Genomic DNA, 22,764 nt, shown 5'->3' with positions numbered 1-22,764 from the left:
GGTCTGGGAGATACACGTCCACGGAGATTGTTTCATGGATCCATTCGCCATCCGTATCATCAATCATCTGCAAAATGATTTTCCCCTTGATCCCCATCCCTTTGCCGTCGTTGCCGCCCATCTGCACATGGACGAAGTATTCCTGATCGAAAAACTGACTGGGCTGCTTCACGACGGATACCTGACCCGTTTCGGTCCATTTTTCAATACGGAGCTCATGGGAGGCGGCCTTACCCTGGCGGCCATGCGCGTCCCGTCCCAGGATTTTGACACCGTAGCCACCCTGGTCAACGCCCAACCCGAAATTGCCCACAACTATGCCCGTGATCACGAACTCAACATGTGGTTCGTCGTGGCCACGGAACATGAACATGAAATCAGGGCAGTCCTGACCCGCCTGGAATCCCTGACCGGCCTTGCCGTGTTCGACCTGCCCAAACTGCACGAATTTCGTCTGGGCTTTCAGGTACATCTCGACGACGATGGCCATATCGACACCCGTCCCCTGCCCGTCAGGGACATCACGTCTCCTGCCACGGCAAAACCCGATGCCATCGACCATGCCATCATCACCGCCACGCAAACAGGCCTTCCTTTGGTTTCCGAACCCTATCGGGTCGTCGCGGAAACGATCGGTTTGACGACCACAACACTTCTGGACCGGCTGCAAAGGATGATCGCCCGCGGCTGGATCCGACGAATCGGCGCCGCAACCAACCATTATCGTCTGGGGTTGACAGGTAACGGCATGTCGGTCTGGGACGTGCCGGACGACAAGGTTGCCGCGCTTGGCAAACTCATTGGAACGCTCGATTTTGTGACCCATTGTTATATACGACCACGCCATCGGCCCACATGGCCATACAACCTGTTCGTCATGGTTCATGGACCCGACCACGACGCCGTGGCGACCAAGGTATCGTCATTGGCAGAGATCCTCGGAAATGATCACCAGGGATACCAGGTATTGCACAGCACACGCATTCTCAAAAAGACCGGCCTGCGCATCCAATCCCCGAGAAAGACTTCATCATGTTCCGGCTGACCCGATTCATGCGTCGTCTGATGCAACCCGGCACCACGGATCGACCAGGACGTCCTTCCGCTCCAAAACGTCCCGCCGGCCCGGTGGTCGTGTGGAATTTGCTGCGACGATGCAATCTTTCCTGCGCGCATTGTTACGCCGCATCGGCCAACAAAACATTTCATGGAGAACTCTCCCTGCGCGAAATGTTCCAGGTGCTTGACGATTTGAAGGTTTGCAACGTACCCGCCCTGATCCTCTCCGGCGGGGAACCCCTGTTGCATCCGGACCTGTTCACCATTGCCGAACGGGCAAGGGCCTTGGGATTCTACGTCGGACTGTCAAGCAATGGTACGTTGATGGACACGGAAAAGGCCAGACGCATCGCCGAGGCTGGGTTTCATTATGTCGGCGTCAGCCTGGATGGCCTGAGGACCAATCATGACCGGATGCGTGGTGTGGATGGAGCATTCGACCAATCCCTGGAAGGAATCCGCAATTGCCGCGATCAGGGCGTCAAGGTGGGATTGCGTTTCACCCCGACCAGGGAGAATGCCGCCGATTTGCCGGGATTGTTTCAATTGATGACCGAGGAAAAACTGGACCGGTTTTACCTTTCCCACTGGAACTATGCCGGACGGGGATGGGCCAACCGCGACACCGACGCCGACCACCAGGCCATCCGACAGACCATGGACTGGTTGTTTTCGCTGAGTCATGACGATCTCCAGTCGGGGACGGCGCGTGAAATCGTCACCGGCAACAATGATGCGGATGGGGTCTATTTTCTGTTTTGGGTGCGGAATCATTGGCCCCACCTGGTACATCGGGCGGAAAAAATGTTGCGCCAGTGGGGAGGCAATGCGTCGGGGGTCGGAATCGCCAACATCGATGAACGGGGAGAGGTCCATCCGGACATTTTCTGGCGTCACCACAGTCTGGGCAATGTGCGCAATCGTCCTTTTTCCGCAATCTGGCAGGACAACGACGACCCCATTCTGGCACAACTGCGCCAGAAACCCAGGCCGGTCAAAGGACGTTGTCACGGTTGCCATTATCTGTCCATCTGCGGTGGCAACACGCGGGTCAGGGCCTGCCAATCGACAGGCGACCCATGGAACGAAGATCCCGGTTGTTACCTTACGGATGGAGAAATCGTCGGAGACTTGAGGATATGATCATGAATCTATTCAGGCTGACACCATCGTTCGGGGTATCATTCATGATTGCAGGTCTGGCCGTGGCCGGAGAACCTCGGGAAACCGCCGACCTGTACCAGGAACATTGCGCCCAATGCCATCACATCGACCGCCTGGGGGCCATGGGACCGGCGCTGCTGCCGGAGAATCTCGAACGGTTCCCGAAAAAAGAGGCCATCGCGGTCATCGCCAAAGGGCGTCCCGCCACCCAGATGCCCGGCTTCGACCAAAAACTGTCCCCGGACGACATCCAATCCCTGGTGACATTCATCTATACCCCCCGTTCCACTCCGGTTTCCTGGAACCAGGCGGCCATCGAGGCCAGTCATGTCGTCCATCATGATCGAACCGGTCTGCCGGGACAACCGGTTCATGCGGCAGACCCCATGAATCTGTTCATGGTGGTGGAAGCGGGTGATCACCACGCCACCGTGCTCGATGGCGACCGATTGGAACCGATTCATCGATTTCCCACACGCTTTGCCCTGCACGGCGGCATCAAATATTCCCCGGATGGACGTTTCGCCATCCTGGCGTCACGCGACGGCTGGATCAGCCAGTTCGACCTTTTCAGTCTGCAAGTGACCTGTGAAATACGGGTTGGGATCAACACACGCAATGTGGCTGTCTCCGGAGATGGCCGCTACATCATGGCGGCCAATACCCTGCCCAATACCCTGGTGGTGCTGGATGCACGGGACCTGTCCCTGGTACACATGATTCCCATCGTCAATGACCAGGGAAAAAGTTCCCGTCCCAGCGCCGTCTACACCGCCGCGCCACGCAATACTTTTATTGTTGCGCTCAAGGATTTGCCCGAAATCTGGGAGATTCCCTACAACGACAAGGCGCGTCCGGTCGAGACCGCCCCCACCCACGATTTCCAGGCCGCCTCGGGTGAAGAGCGCCCGGTGGCCAAGGGTCCGTTTCCCATCCGTCGCATTGTGTTGGAATCGGTCCTGGATGATTTCTTCTTCGACCAGAACTATGATCATTTAATCGGCGCCTCCCGCAGCGGACTTTCGGGACAGGTGGTCAACCTGAATGTCGGGCGCGGGATCGCCCGGATCGACATCGCCGGCATGCCGCATCTGGCCTCCGGGATCACCTGGGAATACCAGGATACCACCGTCATGGCGAGCCCCAATCTGAAAGAGGGGGAAATCACGGTCGTCGATTTGCACACATGGAAAACCATCAAGCGCATCAAAACGTTGGGACCTGGATTCTTCCTGCGCAGTCACGAAGCCACCCCCTACGCCTGGGCCGATGTTTTTCTGGGTCCGAACAAGGATTCGGTCCATGTCATCGACAAATCCACCCTGGAAATTGTCAAAACGCTGCGTCCCGCCCCGGGAAAGACCGCGGCGCACGTCGAATTCACCAAGGATGGACGTCATGCCCTGTTGAGCATCTGGGAAATGGATGGCGCGCTCGTGGTGTACGACAGCGGCACCCTGGAAGAGGTCAAACGTATTCCCATGAAAAAACCTGTTGGAAAATATAACGTTTTCAACAAAATAAACCGTTCCTCGGGAACCAGCCACTGACCATCGGGTCGCGCAAGCGGACCGGATTCCCCGGAATGCGGCTGTCGTGGATGGCCACGCACTGTCCCTGAACGGTTGCTCTCCATGTAACTCCTTTTGCCACAAGTCTTTTTACTATCTACCTGATCCGGATCAATTCTCTCCTCTTTTCGTATGCCGCACGGATCGCTTTTTGGTAGTCTTTCCGGAAACTGAGGTTTGAATTCAAACAGTCAGATGCAATTTCTATAACATAAGAGAGGGCGCCATCATGGAAAAAGAAACAGAAGATACTGGTATCGAGGTACCGTTTATGCAAAGAGTTCTTGACAACCCGTTCCTTCTTCTCTTTATAGGTGTGTTATCACCCACAGTTTTGTACGTCATATGGGGCATCATCGAGGTCGTCAACATACCTTTGGCCCGATAGAGCGACACCAAGGAAGGAGAACGAGTCCATGAGTATCATGCCCCCCGCAACGAAAGTATGGTGGAACGAAAAATTGCACACCATCGAGGCCATGTGGATTGCCATCGCCTTGATCTGGTGTCTGGTGCTTTTCCTGTGGATGCCGTACTGGCACATCTACGGCGATCAAAACCTGTCCAACGAAGCCTACCAGGTCACCCCCGAGGCGTTTGAGAGCAAGGCCAAGGCCATGGTGGACCAGTATACGGTACGCAAGGAAGGGAGCGCGGAAATTCCCGTGGTGGCCCCGCCCCAGGGCAGCGATGTGTACCTGGTGGGTCGCACCTGGGACTGGTGGCCCATCCTCGAACTGGAAAAAGGCAAAAGCTACCGCATGCATGTCTCTTCACTGGATGTGCAACATGGGTTTTCCGTGCAACCGGTCAACATGAACATGCAAATTCTTCCGGGATACGAAACGGTGTTTACCATGACGCCGACGCAGTCGGGTGAATTTGGCGTTGTCTGTAACGAATTCTGTGGCATCGGCCACCATGCCATGTTGGGCAAGATTTATGTGAAATGAGGACTTGATTCCAAAGGAGCTGTCAAATGGCTGTAGCAATGTTTCGACAATGCCCGGATTCGGGCCTGTATTTTCACAAATCGGCCGAGTCTCTGATGAAGGCTCATGCCGTATTGGGGGTGGTCTACCTCCTGATCGGTGGCATCTTCGGTCTCCTGGTGGCCGCCACCCGCGCCCCCGGCATCCATTTATTGGATGCGGAGACGTTTTACATGGCGCTGACGCTGCATGGAACGGCAATCCTGCTGTTCTGGATCATCTTTTTCGAGGTAGCGGTACTCTACTTCGCCTCTTCGACGCTGCTGCGGTGTCGTCCGGCAACGCCGATGATCGGCTGGATCGGTTTTGTCCTGATGCTGCTGGGGTCCATTTTGGCCATGGTGGCGTTTCTGCGGGGCAATTCCAGCGTCATGTTCACCTCCTACGTGCCCATGCAGGCGGAGCCGATCTTCTATCTGGGGTTGATCCTCTTTGCCGTGGGCGCGTTGATCGGTTGCTTTATTTTCCTGGCGACGCTGGTGGTCGCCAAGGACGAAAAAACCTATGACGGCTCCGTCCCCCTGGTGACCTTCGGCGCCGTCACCGCCGCCATTATCGCCATTTTCACGATCGCCACGGGCGCGGTCATCCTGATCCCCACCTTTCTGTGGTCCGTTGGTTTGATCAGCAACATCGATCCCGCCATTTATCGTGTCATCTGGTGGGGCATGGGACACTCTTCCCAACAGATCAACGTCTCGGCCCATGTCGCGGTGTGGTATGCCATCGCCGCCATCGTTTTCGGCGCCAAACCAATGTCGGAAAAAGTGAGCCGTGGCGCCTTTCTGCTCTATATTCTTTTCTTGCAGCTTGCCAGCGCCCACCACCTCCTGGTCGATCCGGGCATCGGTTCCACCTGGAAGGTGTTCAATACCAGTTATGCCATGTATCTGGCGGTTCTGGCCAGCATGATTCACGGACTTACCGTTCCCGGCGCCATCGAGGTGGCTCAGCGCAAAAAAGGGTTCAACAACGGCTTGTTCGAATGGCTCAAGAAGGCCCCCTGGGAAAATCCGGTTTTCTCCGGCATGTTCCTCTCCCTGATGGTCTTCGGTTTCATCGGCGGTATCACCGGAGTGGTCATGGGTACCGAACAGATCAACCTGATCATTCACAACACCATTTTCGTCCCCGGCCATTTTCACGCCACCGTCGCGGTAGGCACGACGCTCGCATTCATGGCCATTACCTACTTCTTGATTCCGGTCCTGTTCCGTCGCCAGCTCATCCTGCCGCAATTGGCCAAATGGCAACCCTACATTTTCACCGCCGGAATGTTGATGTTGATCCTCTTCATGCTCGGCGCGGGCACCCTGGGCGTTCCCCGTCGGCACTGGGACATCAACTTTGCCGATGCCAGCCTCCAGTTTCAGTTTGCCGGTACCGCCATCACCATGATGGGCCTGGCTGGATTCGGCGGTTTGCTCGCCGCGGTGGGTGGCGCTTCCTATTGCCTCATCGCCGTCGGCTCTCTGGTCTTCGGCAAGCGCCTGGACAATGGCGCGACCTTGTTCTCCAGCTTTGGCTTTCCGTTGGCGGCCTCCAGCTACACGGTGGAACGTCCCGACAAGCTGGAACTCAGCCCCATCGAAGATACCGGCAGCGCCAAGGCCACCGAAGCCAAGGGAACCTTCGTATTGGCCCTGGTATTCCTGCTGTCCTTTGTCGTCTACTTCTTCATCAACGCAAAATATCTGTCTTCACTCTGGAAGCTCGGATAAATTTCCATGGGGGGTGGGGTCACCCCACCCCCGACGGACTTGTTTGCCCAAGAGGAAAGAATCAAGATGGGTGATTGCCTTATGTTATTTAAAAACAAACAATCTTTAATAAAAAAGCGATAATCTATTACAGTTTACTCTATCTTCGAGGATGGTCGTCACCATGAGAATCTTGGCCAGGCAGGTCTTCGTACTTCTCAAGCTCCGTATCGGTTTTGCGATGATGTTGACCGCCGGAATGGGAATTGCGGTTACGGCGGGTGGCACTCCGAGCGCGGGTCAGGTGTTTTTATTGTTGACGGCCATCCTTCTGTCGGCGGGAGCGGCCGGGGGCTTGAACCATTACCATGACCATGATATTGACGCCCGCATGACGCGCACCCACAATCGCCCGTTCGCATCGGGGCAGCTCCCGCATTCCCCATGGTGGCTATTCTTTTTTGCCATGTTGCTGGTTGTGCCCGTGGTGGCGGTTTGGCGCTACATCAACGCCACCGCGGCGCTTTACGTGTTTCTGGGCGCTTTCTTTTATGGCGTGGTGTATACCATCTGGTTGAAGCGGCGCACATGGTTGAATATCGTCATCGGTGGTTTGGCCGGCAGCTTTGCCGTCCTGGCCGGTACCGCCACGGTGGACCCCGACATGACCCCTCTGGCCGCCTCCCTGGCGTTCATTCTGTTTCTCTGGACCCCATCCCACTTCTGGAGTCTTGCCATCGCGTTGAAAAAAGAATACCAGTCCGTCAATCTTCCCATGTTGCCGGTGGTCGCCGGAGAGATGCGGGCCGCCAAGGTGGTCCTTGCCAATACGACCCTGTTGGTCGTTGTTTCCCTGGTCCCCTTTTTCCTTGGTCTGGGTTGGCTCTATCTGGCAGGGGCCGTCATCGGCGGGGGATACTTCCTGTCCAGGAGTCTCATCCTTACCTGGGACCCCACGCCGATTCCGGCCATGGCCAACTTTCGCGCCTCGCTGGTGCATTTGTTTGTGCTCCTGGTCGCTGCCTCCTTCGATGGCCGGATGGGACCCTGGGCAACATGAAAACGATCATGGACGGTGTTTTATCGCGCTGGGTGTGGCTGGTCTTGCTGGTCACGGTTCCCTGGTTGACGGCAAATGCCGCAAATGACGATGTCTTCGACGTCGAAAGAGCCTTGGCGATGAGTCGGAACGCCGTGGGCAAACCTCTTGAAGATTATTCCTTCCTTGACCGTCATGAACAGGCGGTTCGTCTGGCCTCGTTCAAGGGAAAACCTCTGGTCATCAGTTTCGTCTACACCAGCTGCTTCCAGACGTGTTCCACAGTTACCCGTTCGCTGGCAGACATGGTTGAAAAAGCGCGAGAAGCCCTTGGGGTGGACAGTTTCACCGTCGTGACCATCGGTTTCGATACCCGGGTGGACAATCCAAAAGCCATGGCCTGGTTTGCCGATCATCAAGGGGTAAAAGATGAACATTGGCATTTTCTGAGTGGCGATGCCCATACCGTGGAACGGCTGACACGAAACGTCGGGTTCAGCTATGTCCGGTCCCCCAAGGGGTTCGATCACATGACCCAGGCCACGGTCGTCAACGCCGATGGGGTGATCCATCAGCAGGTTTATGGAGAGATCATCCAGCTGCCATGGCTGGTTGACCCGCTCAAGGAATTGATCCTCGGCACACCCCGTCGCGAGGATTCGGTAATGGAGGATCTGGTCCGCCGGGTGCGCCTTTTCTGCACGACCTACGATCCCAACCAGAATGCCTATCGGTTTGATTATTCCTTGTTTGTCGGCCTGTTCATCGGGGCGAGCATTATTCTTGGCACCGCCATCTGGCTTTTTCGGGAGGTGAGACGTACCTTGCGCTCATGATGATCCGTCATCATGGCGCCGGTCTTGTCTTCGTCAAATCACAAAAAAAATAAAGAAAAATATCTCCAATGAAAATTTTTCGCACACTCTGCAATGGCATCATCCTTTGGATGGAAGGGTTGCTCAACATTATCTTCGGTAATCGATCAAACCCTCTATACCATCTTGGTTCGCTTACATTTTATTTTTTCTGGGTCGTACTGGTCTCCGGCATCTATATTTTCATCTTCTTCGACACCAGTGTCACGGGGGCCTATTCGTCGGTCGCGTACATGACGAATGATCAATGGTGGCTGGCTGGCGTCATGCGCAGCGTGCATCGTTATGCCTCGGATGCCGCGGTGGTGACCATTTTTCTGCATTTGTTCCGGGAATTCGGTCGTGATCGATATCGTGGCGTCCGCTGGTTTTCCTGGTTCACCGGAGTTCCCACCCTGTGGTTGGTGGTCATGCTGGGAATTACCGGCTATTGGCTGGTATGGGACATGCTGGCCCAATATGTGGCCATCGCCACGGCGGAAATGTCCGACTGGCTTCCCGTCATTCCCAGTGCCATGATCTTCAACTTTCTGCCAGGGCAGGTGACGGACCGGTTTTTTACCCTTATGGCATTTCTTCACCTGTTGGGGCTTCCCGTGGCATTGGTTTTTTTATTGTGGACCCACGTCAGTCGTATCAGCAAGGTTGATTTCATGCCACCGCGGGATTTGACCATTGGCACCACGGTGGCATTGTTGATCCTTTCGCTCGTCAAACCGGCGGTCAGCCATGCACCGGCCAATTTGTCGCAATCGCCACTCGTGCTCAACCTGGACTGGTTCTATCTGAATATTTATCCGGTGGTGGACCGGTTGGGACCGGGGTGGGCCTGGGGGCTCTCCCTGGGGACCACCCTGTTGCTGCTGCTGCTGCCGTGGTTGCCTCCCAGGCGGGAGGCCCCTCCGGCCAGCGTCATGGTGGAACACTGCACGGGATGTGGCGGTTGCGCCCGGGATTGTCCCTTCGGCGCGGCCACCATGCGTCCGCGCACCGATGGCAGAGACAAACAGTTCGAATCCACGGTCGATCCATCATTATGTACCGCCTGTGGCATTTGCGTAGGCTCCTGTTCCGCCTCCAACCCGTTTCGTCTGGCTGGAGAAGCGCTCAAGGTCGGCATTCACATGCCCGGTTTGTCCCTGGACCTGTTGCGGCAAAAAACCGACCAGGCCATGGCGGGACTCAGTGGCAAGGGGCGGTTGATGGTGTTTGGTTGCGATCATGGCGTCACCCCCACCGTCCATGACGTGTCCCGCATCGGCGTGGTCAGGCTTCCCTGCACCGGAATGTTGCCCCCCTCCTTCCTGGATTATGTCCTGAAAAAGGGAGCGGACGGGGTGATGGTCACCGGTTGCCGCCAGGGAGACTGCTATCATCGCCTTGGTGACTTCCTGACGGAAGAACGCATTGCCGGAAATCGCGAACCACGTCTCGTCAAACGCACCGACCGCGGTCGTATTCGATTCTTCTGGGAGGCGGAGGGGAAGGGACGGGCGTTGGATGCACAACTTGAGGCGTTCCACAAGGAGCTTGTTGCCAGAGACAAGGATGTTGATCATGCCTAGGTCGATTCAGTGGCCCTTGCAGGCCGTGTTTTATACCGCCTTTTTTACCCTGGTTTATATTTTTTCCGTTTCACCGGGTTATCATTATCTGGAGCCGGGACGGGCAGAACTGAAACTTGCCTTCAAGCATGCAGCCCAGCGTATGGAGGCGTGTCGCGAAAGGAGTCGCGAGGAGTTGCAACGTCTGGCTCCCAATATGCGCAAACCCAAGGAGTGTTCCCGCAAGCGCGCGCCGCTTCTGGTGGAACTGTTGTTGGATGGCAACATCCTGGCCAGCAAAACGTTTCCCCCTCCAGGAATCCAGGACGACGGGACCGCTTATGTCTACGCCAAATATCCCATACCCGACGGCGACCACAGGCTGAGCATTCGCATGCGTGACAGCAACCGCAGCGAAGGCTTCGACTACGTGGAAGAAAAGCAGATCGTTACCAGGACCAGTACGTCGCTGGTCATCGGTTTCGATGGTGCGGCCAATCGGTTTATTTTTTATTGAGTGGATCATTCGGGCTTGTGGATGGCGCCTGTCCGGTATCGGTGGCGGTGGGGACAAGGGTCTGGATCGTCTGGAAAAGCGCCATGGTCAGGACCAGGATGATCGCGAAAAAAACCAGGCTGCGATTGGGCAAAAGGGCGCCACGTTTGCGTTCGATGTGGCGCACGATAACGTCGGATATCCAATAAAGCAAGATACCGGCCAGGGTGAAATAGATGATTTCCAATGGTAATCTTCCTTTCCGACACAGATGCCGATTCGCGACGATTCCTTTTGATTGCCGCCGATACATGGCGCAATCAAGCCCTCTTTTTTCCACACTTTATCAAGGATTGAACCATGGAACATCCAATCGATCTTGTGGGCAGTACGATACCCCAGGCTACCGAATTATTGCAAACCCGCTTTGAAAAACTGAACCCCGAAGAAGGAATCATCATCAAACTTGACAACAAGGGTGTCGAACTGCTCGACTATTTTCAAGGTCGGTTCTGGGGCGCATTTGAATGGTCCCCCTTGCAATTGGGTCCACCGGTTTGGCAATACATCATGACACGAACCCCATCCAAGAGGACGACAAGGTCCATCCAGGAGTTTCTCGGCGCCGATCACAAGCGTTGCGACGAACTGTTCAGTCAATTGGAACAGGCCGCCCAAGCCAACGATGTGACACAAGCGGCATTGTTGTTTGGCCAGTTCAGGACAGGGATGGATCATCATTTCGGCATGGAGGAAAACATATTTTTCCCCGCCTTCGAAAAATCCACGGGAATGACCCAGGGGCCGACCATGGTCATGCGCATGGAGCACCGTCAGATGTCGGGCCTGATTGGCCAAATGGCCCAGGCCATGGAACAGAATAAACTGGACGGGGTCACTCGTGTTATTTCAACCTTGGTGATCATGATGCGGCAACACAACATCAAGGAAGAACAAATGCTCTATCCCATGGCCGACCAATATCTGGACGGAACGACAGACAGTCTGATCCGAACCATGCAAAAATTGGTCTAGGGGGGCACGAACAGGCCCTCGGGCGGGTTCCCCTTCCCGGAAGAAGGGGGTGGGGAACCCCGGACCATCGCTCCAACATTCAGGCCAGGCCTGGGATCGGGGCAGGATCAATCGATTTCCTTGTGGGCCACGATCAGGTCATGGTCCTGGGTGTGATGGACCGAGAAACCGAATCCTTTGACGAACTCGATCATGCGATGATTGGATGGATCGACGTGTCCCTCCATGACCCGGATGCCACGAAGACGGCAATAGTCGATGGTTTTTTCCATCAGTTTCCGGCCCAGCCCCTGCCCTTTGATGTCGGAGCGGACAACGATGGCAAATTCGCAGGAATCCCGGTGCAGATCGAGAAAAATCCGGTTGACGCCAAGGGTTTCTCTCTGTCCGCTCAGGGGGTCGCGGACCGAGGCGATAAACGCCATCTCCCGATTGTAGTCGATCTGGGTCAATCGAGCCATCTCGGCATGAGGCAGGGCTTTGCGCACCGAGAGAAAGCGAAAAAACAGATCCTCCGGGGAAAGCCTGGAGATGAATTCATGATGCTGGGGTTCGTCTTCGGGGCGGATGGGCCGAAGAAGCACCGGTCGGTGACCCGGCAGAAACCAGGTTTCCTCCAGTTCCTTGGGATAGGGACGGATGGCCAGACGTTCCACCACCCCTCCCGAACGACCGGCGGTGGAAATGCGGATTCGGGCATCGACCGCGATGACACCATGTTCATCGGCGAAGAGCGGGTTGATGTCGAGTTCGGCGATTTCGGGAATGTCCACGATCAGCTGCGACATTTTGATCAACAGGGTACACAAGGCTTCCATATCGACCGGCTTGCGGTCACGGTATCCCTTGAGCAGTTTGTAAACCCGGGTACGCGCGATCAGTTCCCGGGCCAGATTCATGTTCAATGGTGGCAGGGCGACGGCGTTGTCGCCGATCACCTCGACCGCCGTTCCTCCCTGTCCGAACATGATCACCGGGCCAAAAATGGGATCGGTGCTCATTCCGACCAGGAGTTCATGTGATCCGGGACGAATGGCCATTTCCTGGACCGTGAATCCCTGGATACGGGCATGGGGCATTTTTTCGCGGATGTGTTTGAGCATCGATTCCGCCGCCGATTTGACGACCTGGGGTGAATCGAGAAAAAGAACGACCCCGCCCATGTCACTTTTGTGGATGATGTCCTCCGACAGTATTTTCAGGGCAAGGGGAAATTTCATCTCCCTGGAGATGGCAAAGGCGTCATCGGGAGTTTTGGCGATGTGGGTTTCCACCGTGGGAATGCCGTAGGCGGACAGCACCGCCTTGGATTCCGCCTCGCTCATGAGTTCCTTGTCGGCGGCCAGATTGTTTTCGATGACGAGCCGGGCGGTGGCGGTGGCAGGAAAAAACTCCTCCAATACCGAAGGAGGTGTTTCCATGAGCATTTCCTGGTTTTGGGCATACCGCACCATGTGCATGAAGGCAGTGACCGCCCGTTCCGGGGAATCATGGGTTGGAATGTCGGCGCGATGAAAGGCCTCCTTCGCCGCGGCAACGCCGCTGCCCCCCATCCAGCAGGTCAGTATGTTGGTGTTGAACCGTTTGGCGGCCCCGATGGTGGCAAGGGCCGCCTCGGTGCTGTCGGCGGTGGCGGTCGGCGAGTGCATGACCAGCAGGGCATCGACATCATTGCTTGCCGCCAGGAGCGCCACGGTCTGGCCATAACGTTCTCCGGAAGCGTCGCCGATGATGTCGATGGGATTGGCCCGGGACCAGGTCGAGGGAAGGATCGCGTCGAGCGATTGAACGGTTTCAGGTTTCAGTTGCGCCAGGACCCCTCCTTTTTCCATGAGGCTGTCCACGGCGATGACGCCGATGCCTCCGCCGTTGGTGATGATTCCCAGTCGGTTGCCCCGGACCGGATTGGCGCGGGCAAGGGTTTCCACCGCGGCGAACAGTTCGTCGATTTCGTAGACCCGGAGCATTCCCGCCCGGCGAATGGCCGAATCGAAAACTTGATCCGACCCCGCCAATGCCCCCGTGTGGGAGGCGGCGGCACGAATGCCCTCGGGCGCCCGCCCCGATTTGATGACCAGGATCGGCTTGTTGCGCGCCGCGGCCCGGGCAGCAGACATGAAATCACGGCGTTGCTGGATCGATTCGATATACAACAGAATCGCCCGGGTCCGGGAGTCCTTTCCGAGGTAGTCGATCACATCGCCGAAATCCAGATCGAGGGCGTCTCCAAGCGAGATGAAATGCGAAAAACCGATCCCCTGGGCATTGGCCCAATCCAGAACGGCGGTACACATGGCCCCCGACTGCGAAACGAAGGCAATGTGACCGGGGCGGGCCTGGATATGGGAGAAACTGGCGTTCAAACCAACATTGGGGGCCATCAACCCCAGGCAGTTGGGGCCGAGAAGACGCATGCGTCCCTCCTGGGCCAGTTTCAGGGTGACCTCACGCAGATTGTTGCCGTCCTTGTCCAGATGCATCTGCAAGCCGGCGGTAATGATGATCGCCGCCCGGGTGCCGCGAGCGATCAGGCGGGCGATGATGTCGGGCACGGTGACCGGCGGGGTGCAGACCACGGCCAGGTCCGGAACCTTGGGGAGATCCTCGATCCTCGGGTAGGCAAGGATGCCACCGATCGACTCGTGTTTGGGATTGACCGGCATGATCGGACCGGAAAATCCTCCCTGAAGCAGGTTCCGGCAGATCAGGGAACCGATGGAACCGGGTCGCTTCGAGGCGCCGATCACGGCAACGGAGGATGGATTGAAAAGAAATTTAAGATGTCGTATGGTCATGATGGCTCAACCTTCCCGAAGAATGGTCTCGGGACTCTTGAATTTACATTGCCAACCCGAAGAGGGTTCCTGAATCCAATATTCCATCCGACAGCCGGCGTCGCGATAGCGCCGATACCGATCGCGACTCGATTGCAATCCGGCGGGGGTCTGATCGGTAACGAAATCGAGGACCATGTCGAACCGTGAAAATTCCTCGGCGAAACGGCCATGGACCAGGATCAAAAGGGTGGCGCCGTTGATGTCGGAAGGTTCCAGGCACAGCAGAATGGGATGAACGGAAGCATCGTCCCCGACACAGGAGCCGTGCGGCAGAAAGGAATCGATCCGCCCCGTCCACAACAGGTCATCCCATCGTACCGCCTGGGTCGCATCGGCGGCGACGAGGCAGGAGCGGATGGCCTGGGCGTATATTTTACCGAGAAGGTTGAAGAGGCCCCGTTCCATCCCCTCCCGGGGCATCTGGTAGAACCGAACCACTGTCGCCCCCGGATCCTTTCGCGCCACCTCAGGCAAGCTCCTTTTCGGCAAACCGGCACAAAAGACGCACCCCGACGGCGGTGGCCCCCTTGGGTTGGGAAGGCTTCTTGCTCCCAGGATCCCAGGCGGTTCCGGCAATGTCGATGTGGGCCCAGGGAATTTTTCGATCGATGAATCGGGAGAGGAAACATCCGCCGGTGATCGCTCCGGCATCGCGTCCGCCAACGTTTTTCATGTCGGCGACGGGCGACTTGAGCAGTTCCTGATAGCCGGGAAAGAGGGGAAGAGGCCAGAGCCGTTCGCCGACCCGCCGTCCCGCCCGGCCCAGTTTGCGCAACAGTTTCTTGTTGTACCCCATGAGACCGCTGGCCTCGTGCCCCAGGGCCACGACACACGCCCCGGTCAATGTCGCAAGATCGATGATCATGTCGGGGGCGAAGGATTTGGCGTGATGAAGGGCATCGGCAAGAATGAGCCGTCCCTCGGCATCGGTGTTGATCACCTCGACCCATTGACCGCTGGCGGTCTGGATGATGTCGCCGGGCCTCTGGGCATGGCCCGAGGGGAGATTTTCGGCGGCGGGAATGAGACCGACGACGTTGACCTTGAGTTTCATGGCGGCGATGGCCTGCATGAACCCCATGACGGCGGCGCCACCGGCCATGTCGAATTTCATTTCCTCCATCTTGGCCCCCGGCTTCAGGGAAATGCCTCCCGAGTCGAAGGTGATCGCCTTGCCGACGACGGCCAGGAGCGGACGGTCTCCACCATGACGGTATTCCATGATGATGAGCCGGGGTGGATGGACGCTCCCCTGACCGACGGCAAGGATTCCGTTCATGCCATTTTTCTTCAGCGCGTCCTCGTTCCACACCGTCACGGCAATGGAAAGGTTCCGGGTCCGTTGACGCGCCTCCTGGGCCATCTCTTCGGGAGTCAGAAGGTTTCCCGGCATGTTGCCCAGATCCCGGGCAAGGGTCTGCCCCTCGTACACATGACGCAGCCGTTCAAGTTTTTGCGACAGACGATCTTTCTTGCGTTCCGAAACGGCCAGTTCGAGCACAACCTCCCGGGTGTCGTCCCGATCATGATCCTTGTCCTTGTCCCTGGTCTTGAACCGGTCGAAACGATAATCGCCGTTCCATGCCCCCAGGGCCAGATGTTCGATACAGCGTTTGCGGGAAATGCCATGGTGACGGTCGCGGGGAATCAGGCATCCGAGCCGGGCAATCCCATGGGCCCGCGCCGCCTTGATCAATCGGGCGCCCGTGTTTTCCAGGGTCCGAGGGGTGATGGCGTTTTCCTTGCCAAGCCCCATCAGAAGCAGACGCCCCGGTCCCGAGGTCTCGGCATCCAGCGGAAGCAGAAGGGTTTCTCCCTCCTTGCCACGCATCCATCCCAGAGACAAAATCCGTTGAACTTCGCTCATCCAGTCGCCACTGATCATTTCAAGGGCCGCCTGGGGTTTGCCATTGTCATGGATTCCGATCGCAACCGCGTCACAGGGCCAGGAAACTCCCGGATCGGCAACCAGTTTCACGACGACAGAAGCGTTCTTCATCACCATGCATCCTTTTTTTTTTCCGAGGCTGTTTCATCCCCAGGCATTTCGATGGAAAAGATGATAGACTGCGGTGCCATGATCCGACGCTACAGACTCTCCCGATACATTTTCATGGAATGTGCCATTTCCTCGGCACTGGTCCTGTTCGTGCTGACCTTTCTGATCATGTTGCCCCGGGTGCTCAACCTGGTGGATCTCTGGGTCAACAAGGGGGTGGCCATTGGCGTCCTTGGCGACATGATTTTCTGGCTCATGCCCCAATTCGTGGTATCGGTTGCCCCCATGGCACTGTTGATCGGCATTCTTCTGGCTTTGGGCCGTTTTTCACAGGACAGTGAAACGGTCGTGCTCAAGGCCAGTGGAGTGAGTCTGTACCAGATCCTCTTCCCCATTGCAATCTTGGTCAGCCTGTTCACCATCCTGACCATCATTCTCAATATGACCTGGGTTCCAGGGAGTTTTCATCAATTCGCCGTGTTGCGCAATGCCTTGCTCTCCTCGACCACCTTGGCCTTGAAACCCCAGACCTTCAACCAGACCATCCCGGGATTGACCATCTATATCCACGAAAAATCGGAGAATGGTGGACTATTGAATGGGGTGCTGATCCACGATGAACGCAAGCCCCACGAAACGGTCACCCTGACCGCGCGCAGCGGACAATTGCAAATCCGGGACGCGGAAGAATCGGTCCTTTTCCTGGAGGAGGGCAGCCGCCACGAAAAATTGCCCGAAGGCCGATACCGCCAGTTGCGGTTTTCCAGTTATACCCTCGACCTGGGGGTTTCCCTTGGCTTGAAGGAAGAATCGCGCAAATCGGGACACAAGGAAATGGGTCTCGGCGAGCTGATTCATTCCATCAGGTTCGACATGCCGGACGAATCACTCAAGGCGGCGGCGGAATTTCATCGCCGCCTCGCCTTTCCCTTTGCCGGGTTCATTCTGGGAATTTTTTCCGTTTCCCTCGGATTGCAGCAGTCCCATCGAACAGGACGCGCCTATGGATTCATCGTCGCGGTGATCATGCTGCTCGTCCATTTCATGCTGCTCTCCTTCGGCGAGGCGGCGGTCCACCGAGGTCTGGTCCTCCCGGGCGCGGGCTACTGGATACCCAACCTCATGATGGCCCTGTTGACGGTGTACGTCACCATCCACACGGCGCGTGACGGCTCCTTTCGTATCCTGGTGTGGCTGGCGCAGTTTCTCTCATCCCTGCCGCAAATGGTGTTGCGTGTCCAGCGCGCGCCCAAGGAGGTCTGATCGGAATGCCTGTCCTGTTCCAATACCTCCTGAGGCTGTTTCTCGGCGCGTTCCTGCGTGTGGTCGGCACCTTCATGGGATTGTTCTTTCTGATCGACGGGATCGAAAGCGTTCGCCGCTATTCCCAGAAGGTCAATTTCAATTGGGAAGACATCAGTTTGATGATTCTCAGCCGGCTGCCGAACTTCCTGGCCATGCTCCTCCCCTCCTTTGCCCTTCTGACCGCCATGATGGTCCTGACAACCCTGAGTCGGCAAAGCGAAATCACCGTCATGCGGGCCAGTGGCGTCTCGCTCTACCGTATTCTGATTCCTTTTCTGATGGGAGGATTCATCATTGCCGGGCTTCATCTGGTGCTCCAGGAACAGATCGTCTGGCGCTGCAATCAGGCCGAACAGCATCTGCAAAACCAGATCACCGGTCGGTTTCTCGCGTCCCAGTCGCGTTCGGGAAGTTTCTGGTTACGCAGTGGTCGCCAGCTCGTCCATGCCGCCAAGGCCGATCCAACCGGCCTCGAACTCGAAGAGATCAGCGTGTTTCGTTTCGATGGCAACAACAGCCTGGTCAGCCGTATCGACGCCGAAAGCGCCTCCTATCAGGATGGCCGATGGTTCCTCGGCAACGGCACCCTTTATCATTTCGGACCGGAGGCCAGCGCCGAACCCTTCCTGCGCAAGGAATGGCCCGTCAATCTTGAACCGGTGCGGATGGATCGCTCCTCGGTTCCCGAACCCGCGGCGCTGTCGTTGCCGCAACTTTGGCAATTGATGTCGCGCCTCGAACAGGAAGGGGTGGATACGACCAGTCATGAAATGACCTTCCACCGAAAAATGGTCGATCCCCTGACCACCATGACCGCCATCCTGCTGGGATTTCCGTTCGCGCTGCGCCTGCCGCGCCAGGGAGGATTGACGCGAGCGCTTTTTTTCGGGTTGGTGCTGGGCTTCATCATGTTCGTGATGGTGGATCTGGCGACAGCCCTGGGGTTGGGCAATCGTCTGCCGCCCATGGTGGCCGCCTGGGCGCCGGTCCTGTTCTTTCTGGGAATCGGCGGATTCCTGTTCCTGCATCTGGCCCAACCCCGGCGGGGCGGGTAGCGGTCGGGAAACGGAAAAAACCGGGTACATCATACCTTGCCTGCCATCGTCAACAACTGGCGTGCGGTTTCACGGTCGCTCATACAGCACCCGCCCTTCCCGCAAGGCCCGATGGACCAGATGGCAGGTCGCATCCCGGAAACGCTCGATTTCCTCTCGGCTGTAGACCAGGATGTCCGTGGGGGCTGGAAACCGCCCCATGGCCCTTTCCAGCCGCGCCATCTCCCGGTAGCGGCTGCGCTCCGGGCCAAAGGGGGCAGATTCCACCACCAGCAGATCGAGATCGGAATCGGTCCGCGCTTCGCCTCGGGCGTGGGAGCCGAAGAGAATCACCTGTTCGGGATCCGCCGCCTCGACGATGATCCGGGTCGCTTCCAGCAATAATTCCTGAGTCAGATCGGTCATGTTGCCCCTCACACCAAGTCATTGGCGGATGCAATGTGCCAGGGATGATCAATGGCCAGAATCGCTTCGACCCAGGCTTCCTTGGCATATTGCATCATGGGGCTGGGATGGGCATACAATCCGGGCGCCCCGGGAATGGCAACACCGATGATCCGCTCCGGAACGAGCGTGTCCAGACATTGACGTGCCAAAGGCAGGAGTCCGGGATGACGTCCCCATCCGACCAGGACGGGAATGTCGGCCCCCTGTCCCATGCGGATCATTCGTTCCCGGGTACGTTCGGGAGAAAAAAGCGAATGGGCCGAACCTTTGGGATACCGCTCCAGATCCTGAAACAGTGCGACAAATCGGGTGCTTTTCGTTTCCCTCAGGTCGGACAGATTGAGAACGCGGGCATGTCCAAGCCCTCGGGCCCACAGGATGCGCATGATCTGGTACTGGGTGTTGTCGGGTCGGGTTGGGATCCGTTCTCCCAGGGGATCGATTTCTTCCGGTGTCGTCGCATGCCGCGGCTGGTAGTGCGGATCCAGAGGATGAGAGGATCCGGGATTCATCATCACCACCAGAAGGTCGGGAATCATCCTGCCAATCCGGTCGGGATCCTCCGGAAGTCGGTCCTTGCGGATCAATTCAAGGACCGGGCGCAGAGAAACCGTACCCAAACCCAGTGACAATGTGACAAACTGGCCAAATACAGAATAGATTTTCTTGATGTCCGCAGCCTTGAGGCGGTTGGCCTCCCTGCTGTCCCGTCCGCCGCCAGACTCTTTACCCCGGGTCGATGCGTTCATCAAGAATGATCTCCAAAACGTTTTTTGAACCATTCGTCAGGCGGAAGGTATTTGTCGATTTCCTCGCTTGCGAATGAAATGCGGTAATGATCGCAATAGTCCCCAATGATGTCCCGAGCCATCAGAATGAACCGGGTTTGCCGTTCGTGAAGGGGGCGGTCGGTCCGGGCATGATCGGGATGCCACCGGTGCAGCAGCTCCCGGACTCGGTCCTTCAACGCAATTCGGGTGACGGTCTCTCCCAACCCCAAAACCTCTCGGGCCCACGTCAGTCGGCCCTGGAAATCCGCTTCCTCCGGCAAGGGCGAATGCCCTTCGGAGGCATGCCTTGCATCCACATCTTCCTCCCGGTTGATTACCATCAAGAATCATTCTTTTCAAACGCCGCCGGGAAATCCTTCGTGCCGATTTTCCTCGTACCCCATTGCGCAAACAGCCTGAGAATGTTAGTCAAACATGACGAACGCTTGGCGATTCAATGTTCTTGTTCTTCCGGAGAGGCGTCTCCTTCCGGTATGCGGCCATCAGGAAAGTCGATCGACATGGAAATCACCTACTACCATAATCCCCGATGCAGCAAATCCCGTGCGGGTTTGGACCTGCTGCGATCCAAAGGGGTCAATCCCAACGTGGTCGAATATCTGAACCACCCCCCAACAAAAAAAGAATTATTGGATATTCTGGACAAACTGCGTCTTCATCCCAGACAATTGATGCGGCAAAAAGAGGCGGAATACAAGGAAAACAAACTGGATGACCCCAACCTTTCCCACGATGCCCTTGTTGAAGCCCTGCTCGAATTTCCAAAACTTCTGGAACGCCCCATTGCCGTCACCGCATTCAAGGCGGCTGTCGGACGTCCCCCTGAAAACCTGCTGTCCATCCTTGATTGACGCTGATTTTTTTGATCGAATTTTTCTTGGTGTCGCGTGACATCCTTAAGCTCAAGATACGCCGTTGCCCGTTTCGAAACCTTGTGGCATGATCCAGGAGGCTTCTTCATGAACATTCAGACAGCCACGATCGTATCCAGTCGAGCTGACGTTTCGGGTCCGACGGAATGGCACGAGACAAGGGACGCACTCCATTCCTGCGTTGGTTTGCCTGAAAGGTCACATTTATCATGATCCGGTTGGTCCTATTTGTCGGTGTGCCATGAGCGCTTTATCCCGGAACACGATCCATCCAGCTCCTTCATCGTCCGATTCATCCAGTCTCCTTGACCTCTATGACGAACGTTACGAATTATACGAAAATTTCAGTGAAATTTTATTGTCCCATTTAAAGGAAATCTTCATCAATTCCGGTTTGCCCTTCAGTTCGATCGACAGCAGAAGAATGTCCAGGAAAGAGCTGAAAGACCTTCTGGCAAAAAATGAGCCGGCGTATTCCCGGATCGAGGATGTCGTCAATCTTATTGTCCTCAAGGTGGTCATGTTTTTCAATGACGACATCGATACCGCAGTCGCTGTGTTGCGCAAGGAATTCATCCTGGAGCACGCCACCTTTGCCGATGGGGATGACCTGGATCCGCTCGGGATCAACATGCACCGTTTTTCCCTTTCATTGTTGCCGGAATTTCATCAGCGCATCGAATATCGACGGTTTTCTTCCCTCAAGGTACAGTTGGAACTGCGAACGGTTTTGCAACACTCCTGGTCCGAGGTGAAGGCAGTATTCGATCCGAACCTTCGCGAGGCGGGCCATTCGGGACGGCATGCCAACAAGCTGGCGCAGATTTCCTACTTGTTGAAAACAGCGGACGATGAACTCGTTCGCATCAAGGAATTTTTCGTCCGGGAGGGGACGGTCGCCCTGGGTGAAGGGAAAAAATCCAACGAACCGGTCGCGAAAGTCCCCGAAACCGTTGCCCCCCCCCCGGAACCGGCTGTGAAATCACCCGGGCCCGCATCGAAAGGGACGACGGAACCTGTAACCAGAAGTGCCGAGGCGGAATTGAGCGTGGAAACACGCGGGGTACAGGAAGGCATCTTGCTCGATGAGCCGAAGCAGGTGCTGTTCATGAAGGCGATGGAGGCGTTCATTCTGGACGATTCGGTGGTCCGTGGTCTGGATCGGACGATTGCGGATCATTACGAGACCAAACTTGTCTTCAAGGACCGTTTCGTCGATTCGTTGGTGGAAATCTATCTGCGTATCGGTATCGATTCGATTGGGCGCATTCGGGACGAACTCGTTGCCCACAAACAGATCGTCCTGGCGATCATGCAACATGTCTTCAAGGACCCAGAACAACCGGTAGTGGAATTCATCAGCAAAGGGGCATCCCTGCTGGTGCTGTATTACGCCCTACTCGCCGAAACCGGAAACCTTGGTATCATCCGAAAAAACCTTCGCGATCATGCGGCAATCAAGGGAATGTCACCGGAAGCCTTTGCCATTGATCTTCTGAATCACTACAAGAAGGCCATCAGGAAGGGGGACGAGGAAGACTTGTGATGGAAGTGGACGTGTTTGATCCGGTACACGTCCACATGGGGGATGAAAACCACGGCCACGGCCTGACCATCCCCGACTTTCCCCGGAGACTTCTTTGACAAGGAACCGGTCAGGATGAAAAAACATCCTCCAAAGCGTCGGCGAACACGAAATTGTCACTCCATCGTTCGATCAATTCCAATTCCGCCGACTTCACCTTTTCATTGGTCCAGTCGGGAACCTGGCCAAATTTACGGCGAATCAACTTGAGAAGAATGATTGCGGCTTCTTCCTTGCGTCCCTCCTTGAGTCCCTCCTTAAGTCCCTCCTTAAGTCCCTCCTGGCGTCCTTCCTGGCGTCCTTCCTGGCGTCCTTCCTTGCGTCCCTCCTTGCGTCCTTTCCATTCGATATCCTTCTCCCATTTTTCAATATTTCTTGCCAACATGTTCACGACCTCC

The 22,764-nt window shown here is 56.5% G+C and carries 22 protein-coding genes; 14 read left to right on the top strand and 8 right to left on the bottom strand.

The genetic code is table 11. From position 1 onward, the window contains the following. Positions 1–34 precede the first annotated feature (34 nt). The 9 genes from HQL76_02325 to HQL76_02285 all read left to right on the top strand — a co-directional run bounded on the left by HQL76_02325 (position 35) and on the right by HQL76_02285 (position 10,461). Positions 35–1,045, top strand: a complete 1,011-nt coding sequence (locus HQL76_02325; GenBank protein MBF0108000.1) for an Lrp/AsnC family transcriptional regulator — start codon at positions 35–37, stop codon at positions 1,043–1,045. Continuing rightward, entirely contained in the window at positions 1,033–2,202 is a 1,170-nt protein-coding gene (gene nirJ / locus HQL76_02320) for a heme d1 biosynthesis radical SAM protein NirJ (GenBank protein MBF0107999.1), read from the top strand. Before HQL76_02325 ends, nirJ begins: the two co-directional genes overlap by 13 nt. 2 nt (positions 2,203–2,204) lie before the next feature. Then, a complete protein-coding gene (locus HQL76_02315; protein ID MBF0107998.1) occupies positions 2,205–3,773 on the top strand; it encodes a c-type cytochrome in 1,569 nt (522 codons plus the stop codon). A 437-nt stretch (positions 3,774–4,210) separates the two neighbouring features. Continuing rightward, positions 4,211–4,747, top strand: a complete 537-nt coding sequence (locus HQL76_02310; protein ID MBF0107997.1) for a cytochrome C oxidase subunit II — start codon at positions 4,211–4,213, stop codon at positions 4,745–4,747. Positions 4,748–4,773: 26 nt separating this feature from the next. Continuing rightward, positions 4,774–6,507: a cbb3-type cytochrome c oxidase subunit I gene (locus HQL76_02305; GenBank protein MBF0107996.1), complete on the top strand. Its 1,734-nt coding sequence runs from the start codon at positions 4,774–4,776 to the stop codon at positions 6,505–6,507. A 151-nt stretch (positions 6,508–6,658) separates the two neighbouring features. Continuing rightward, positions 6,659–7,546, top strand: a complete 888-nt coding sequence (gene cyoE, locus HQL76_02300; protein ID MBF0107995.1) for a protoheme IX farnesyltransferase — start codon at positions 6,659–6,661, stop codon at positions 7,544–7,546. Then, the gene (locus HQL76_02295) at positions 7,543–8,361 is read left to right on the top strand and encodes an SCO family protein (protein ID MBF0107994.1); all 819 of its coding nucleotides are present in this window, start codon (positions 7,543–7,545) and stop codon (positions 8,359–8,361) included. Before cyoE ends, HQL76_02295 begins: the two co-directional genes overlap by 4 nt. Before the next feature lie 68 nt (positions 8,362–8,429). Beyond that, complete coding sequence (locus HQL76_02290) at positions 8,430–9,965, top strand: hydrogenase iron-sulfur subunit (protein ID MBF0107993.1); 1,536 nt, start codon at positions 8,430–8,432, stop codon at positions 9,963–9,965. After that, the gene (locus HQL76_02285; protein ID MBF0107992.1) at positions 9,958–10,461 is read left to right on the top strand and encodes a hypothetical protein; all 504 of its coding nucleotides are present in this window, start codon (positions 9,958–9,960) and stop codon (positions 10,459–10,461) included. The genes HQL76_02290 and HQL76_02285 overlap by 8 nt, the downstream gene beginning before the upstream one ends. Here HQL76_02285 and HQL76_02280 read toward each other — a convergent pair. After that, on the bottom strand, positions 10,448–10,687 hold the full coding sequence (locus HQL76_02280; GenBank protein ID MBF0107991.1) for a hypothetical protein: 240 nt from the start codon (positions 10,685–10,687) through the stop codon (positions 10,448–10,450). The genes HQL76_02285 and HQL76_02280 overlap by 14 nt on opposite strands. Before the next feature lie 323 nt (positions 10,688–11,010). On the opposite strand from HQL76_02280, the gene HQL76_02275 reads away from it, so the two are divergent. Beyond that, positions 11,011–11,475 (top strand): hemerythrin domain-containing protein, encoded by a 465-nt coding sequence (locus HQL76_02275; GenBank protein ID MBF0107990.1) that lies wholly within the window; start codon positions 11,011–11,013, stop codon positions 11,473–11,475. 107 nt (positions 11,476–11,582) lie between these two features. Here the strand turns inward: HQL76_02275 and HQL76_02270 are convergent, their stop codons facing one another. From HQL76_02270 to HQL76_02260, 3 genes are read right to left on the bottom strand one after another with little or no spacing between them, the layout of a single operon-like run. Further along, positions 11,583–14,270, bottom strand: coding sequence for a bifunctional acetate--CoA ligase family protein/GNAT family N-acetyltransferase (locus HQL76_02270; GenBank protein ID MBF0107989.1), 2,688 nt, complete (start codon positions 14,268–14,270; stop codon positions 11,583–11,585). A gap of 6 nt (positions 14,271–14,276) precedes the next feature. Beyond that, a complete protein-coding gene (locus tag HQL76_02265) occupies positions 14,277–14,777 on the bottom strand; it encodes a DNA polymerase III subunit chi (GenBank protein MBF0107988.1) in 501 nt (166 codons plus the stop codon). Position 14,778: 1 nt separating this feature from the next. Continuing rightward, positions 14,779–16,311 (bottom strand): leucyl aminopeptidase, encoded by a 1,533-nt coding sequence (locus HQL76_02260; protein ID MBF0107987.1) that lies wholly within the window; start codon positions 16,309–16,311, stop codon positions 14,779–14,781. Positions 16,312–16,371: 60 nt separating this feature from the next. On the opposite strand from HQL76_02260, the gene lptF reads away from it, so the two are divergent. Both lptF and lptG read left to right on the top strand, forming a co-directional pair. Next, positions 16,372–17,574, top strand: a complete 1,203-nt coding sequence (gene lptF / locus HQL76_02255; protein ID MBF0107986.1) for an LPS export ABC transporter permease LptF — start codon at positions 16,372–16,374, stop codon at positions 17,572–17,574. A gap of 5 nt (positions 17,575–17,579) precedes the next feature. Further along, positions 17,580–18,671 carry an LPS export ABC transporter permease LptG gene (lptG, locus tag HQL76_02250; GenBank protein MBF0107985.1) on the top strand — a complete coding sequence of 364 codons (1,092 nt, stop codon included), beginning with the start codon at positions 17,580–17,582 and terminating at the stop codon, positions 18,669–18,671. Positions 18,672–18,740: 69 nt separating this feature from the next. Here lptG and HQL76_02245 read toward each other — a convergent pair whose 3' ends face one another. Genes HQL76_02245 through HQL76_02235 form a run of 3 tightly spaced genes read right to left on the bottom strand, consistent with a single transcriptional unit; the run spans position 18,741 to position 20,232 of the window. Next, complete coding sequence (locus HQL76_02245; protein MBF0107984.1) at positions 18,741–19,076, bottom strand: nucleotidyltransferase domain-containing protein; 336 nt, start codon at positions 19,074–19,076, stop codon at positions 18,741–18,743. Between the two features lie 8 nt (positions 19,077–19,084). After that, a complete protein-coding gene (locus tag HQL76_02240; GenBank protein ID MBF0107983.1) occupies positions 19,085–19,867 on the bottom strand; it encodes a DUF1643 domain-containing protein in 783 nt (260 codons plus the stop codon). Further along, entirely contained in the window at positions 19,867–20,232 is a 366-nt protein-coding gene (locus tag HQL76_02235; GenBank protein ID MBF0107982.1) for a hypothetical protein, read from the bottom strand. Before HQL76_02235 ends, HQL76_02240 begins: the two co-directional genes overlap by 1 nt. A gap of 177 nt (positions 20,233–20,409) precedes the next feature. Here HQL76_02235 and arsC point away from each other — a divergent pair, with 177 nt between their 5' ends. Both arsC and HQL76_02225 read left to right on the top strand, forming a co-directional pair. Further along, positions 20,410–20,760 carry an arsenate reductase (glutaredoxin) gene (arsC, locus tag HQL76_02230; GenBank protein ID MBF0107981.1) on the top strand — a complete coding sequence of 117 codons (351 nt, stop codon included), beginning with the start codon at positions 20,410–20,412 and terminating at the stop codon, positions 20,758–20,760. A gap of 445 nt (positions 20,761–21,205) precedes the next feature. Further along, the gene (locus HQL76_02225; protein ID MBF0107980.1) at positions 21,206–22,327 is read left to right on the top strand and encodes a hypothetical protein; all 1,122 of its coding nucleotides are present in this window, start codon (positions 21,206–21,208) and stop codon (positions 22,325–22,327) included. A 109-nt stretch (positions 22,328–22,436) separates the two neighbouring features. Here HQL76_02225 and HQL76_02220 read toward each other — a convergent pair whose 3' ends face one another. Next, complete coding sequence (locus tag HQL76_02220) at positions 22,437–22,751, bottom strand: hypothetical protein (protein ID MBF0107979.1); 315 nt, start codon at positions 22,749–22,751, stop codon at positions 22,437–22,439. Positions 22,752–22,764 lie beyond the last annotated feature (13 nt).

The organism is Magnetococcales bacterium (assembly GCA_015228815.1).
GTDB lineage: Bacteria > Pseudomonadota > Magnetococcia > Magnetococcales > UBA8363 > UBA8363.
This window is presented reverse-complemented; position numbering and strand designations above follow the sequence as displayed.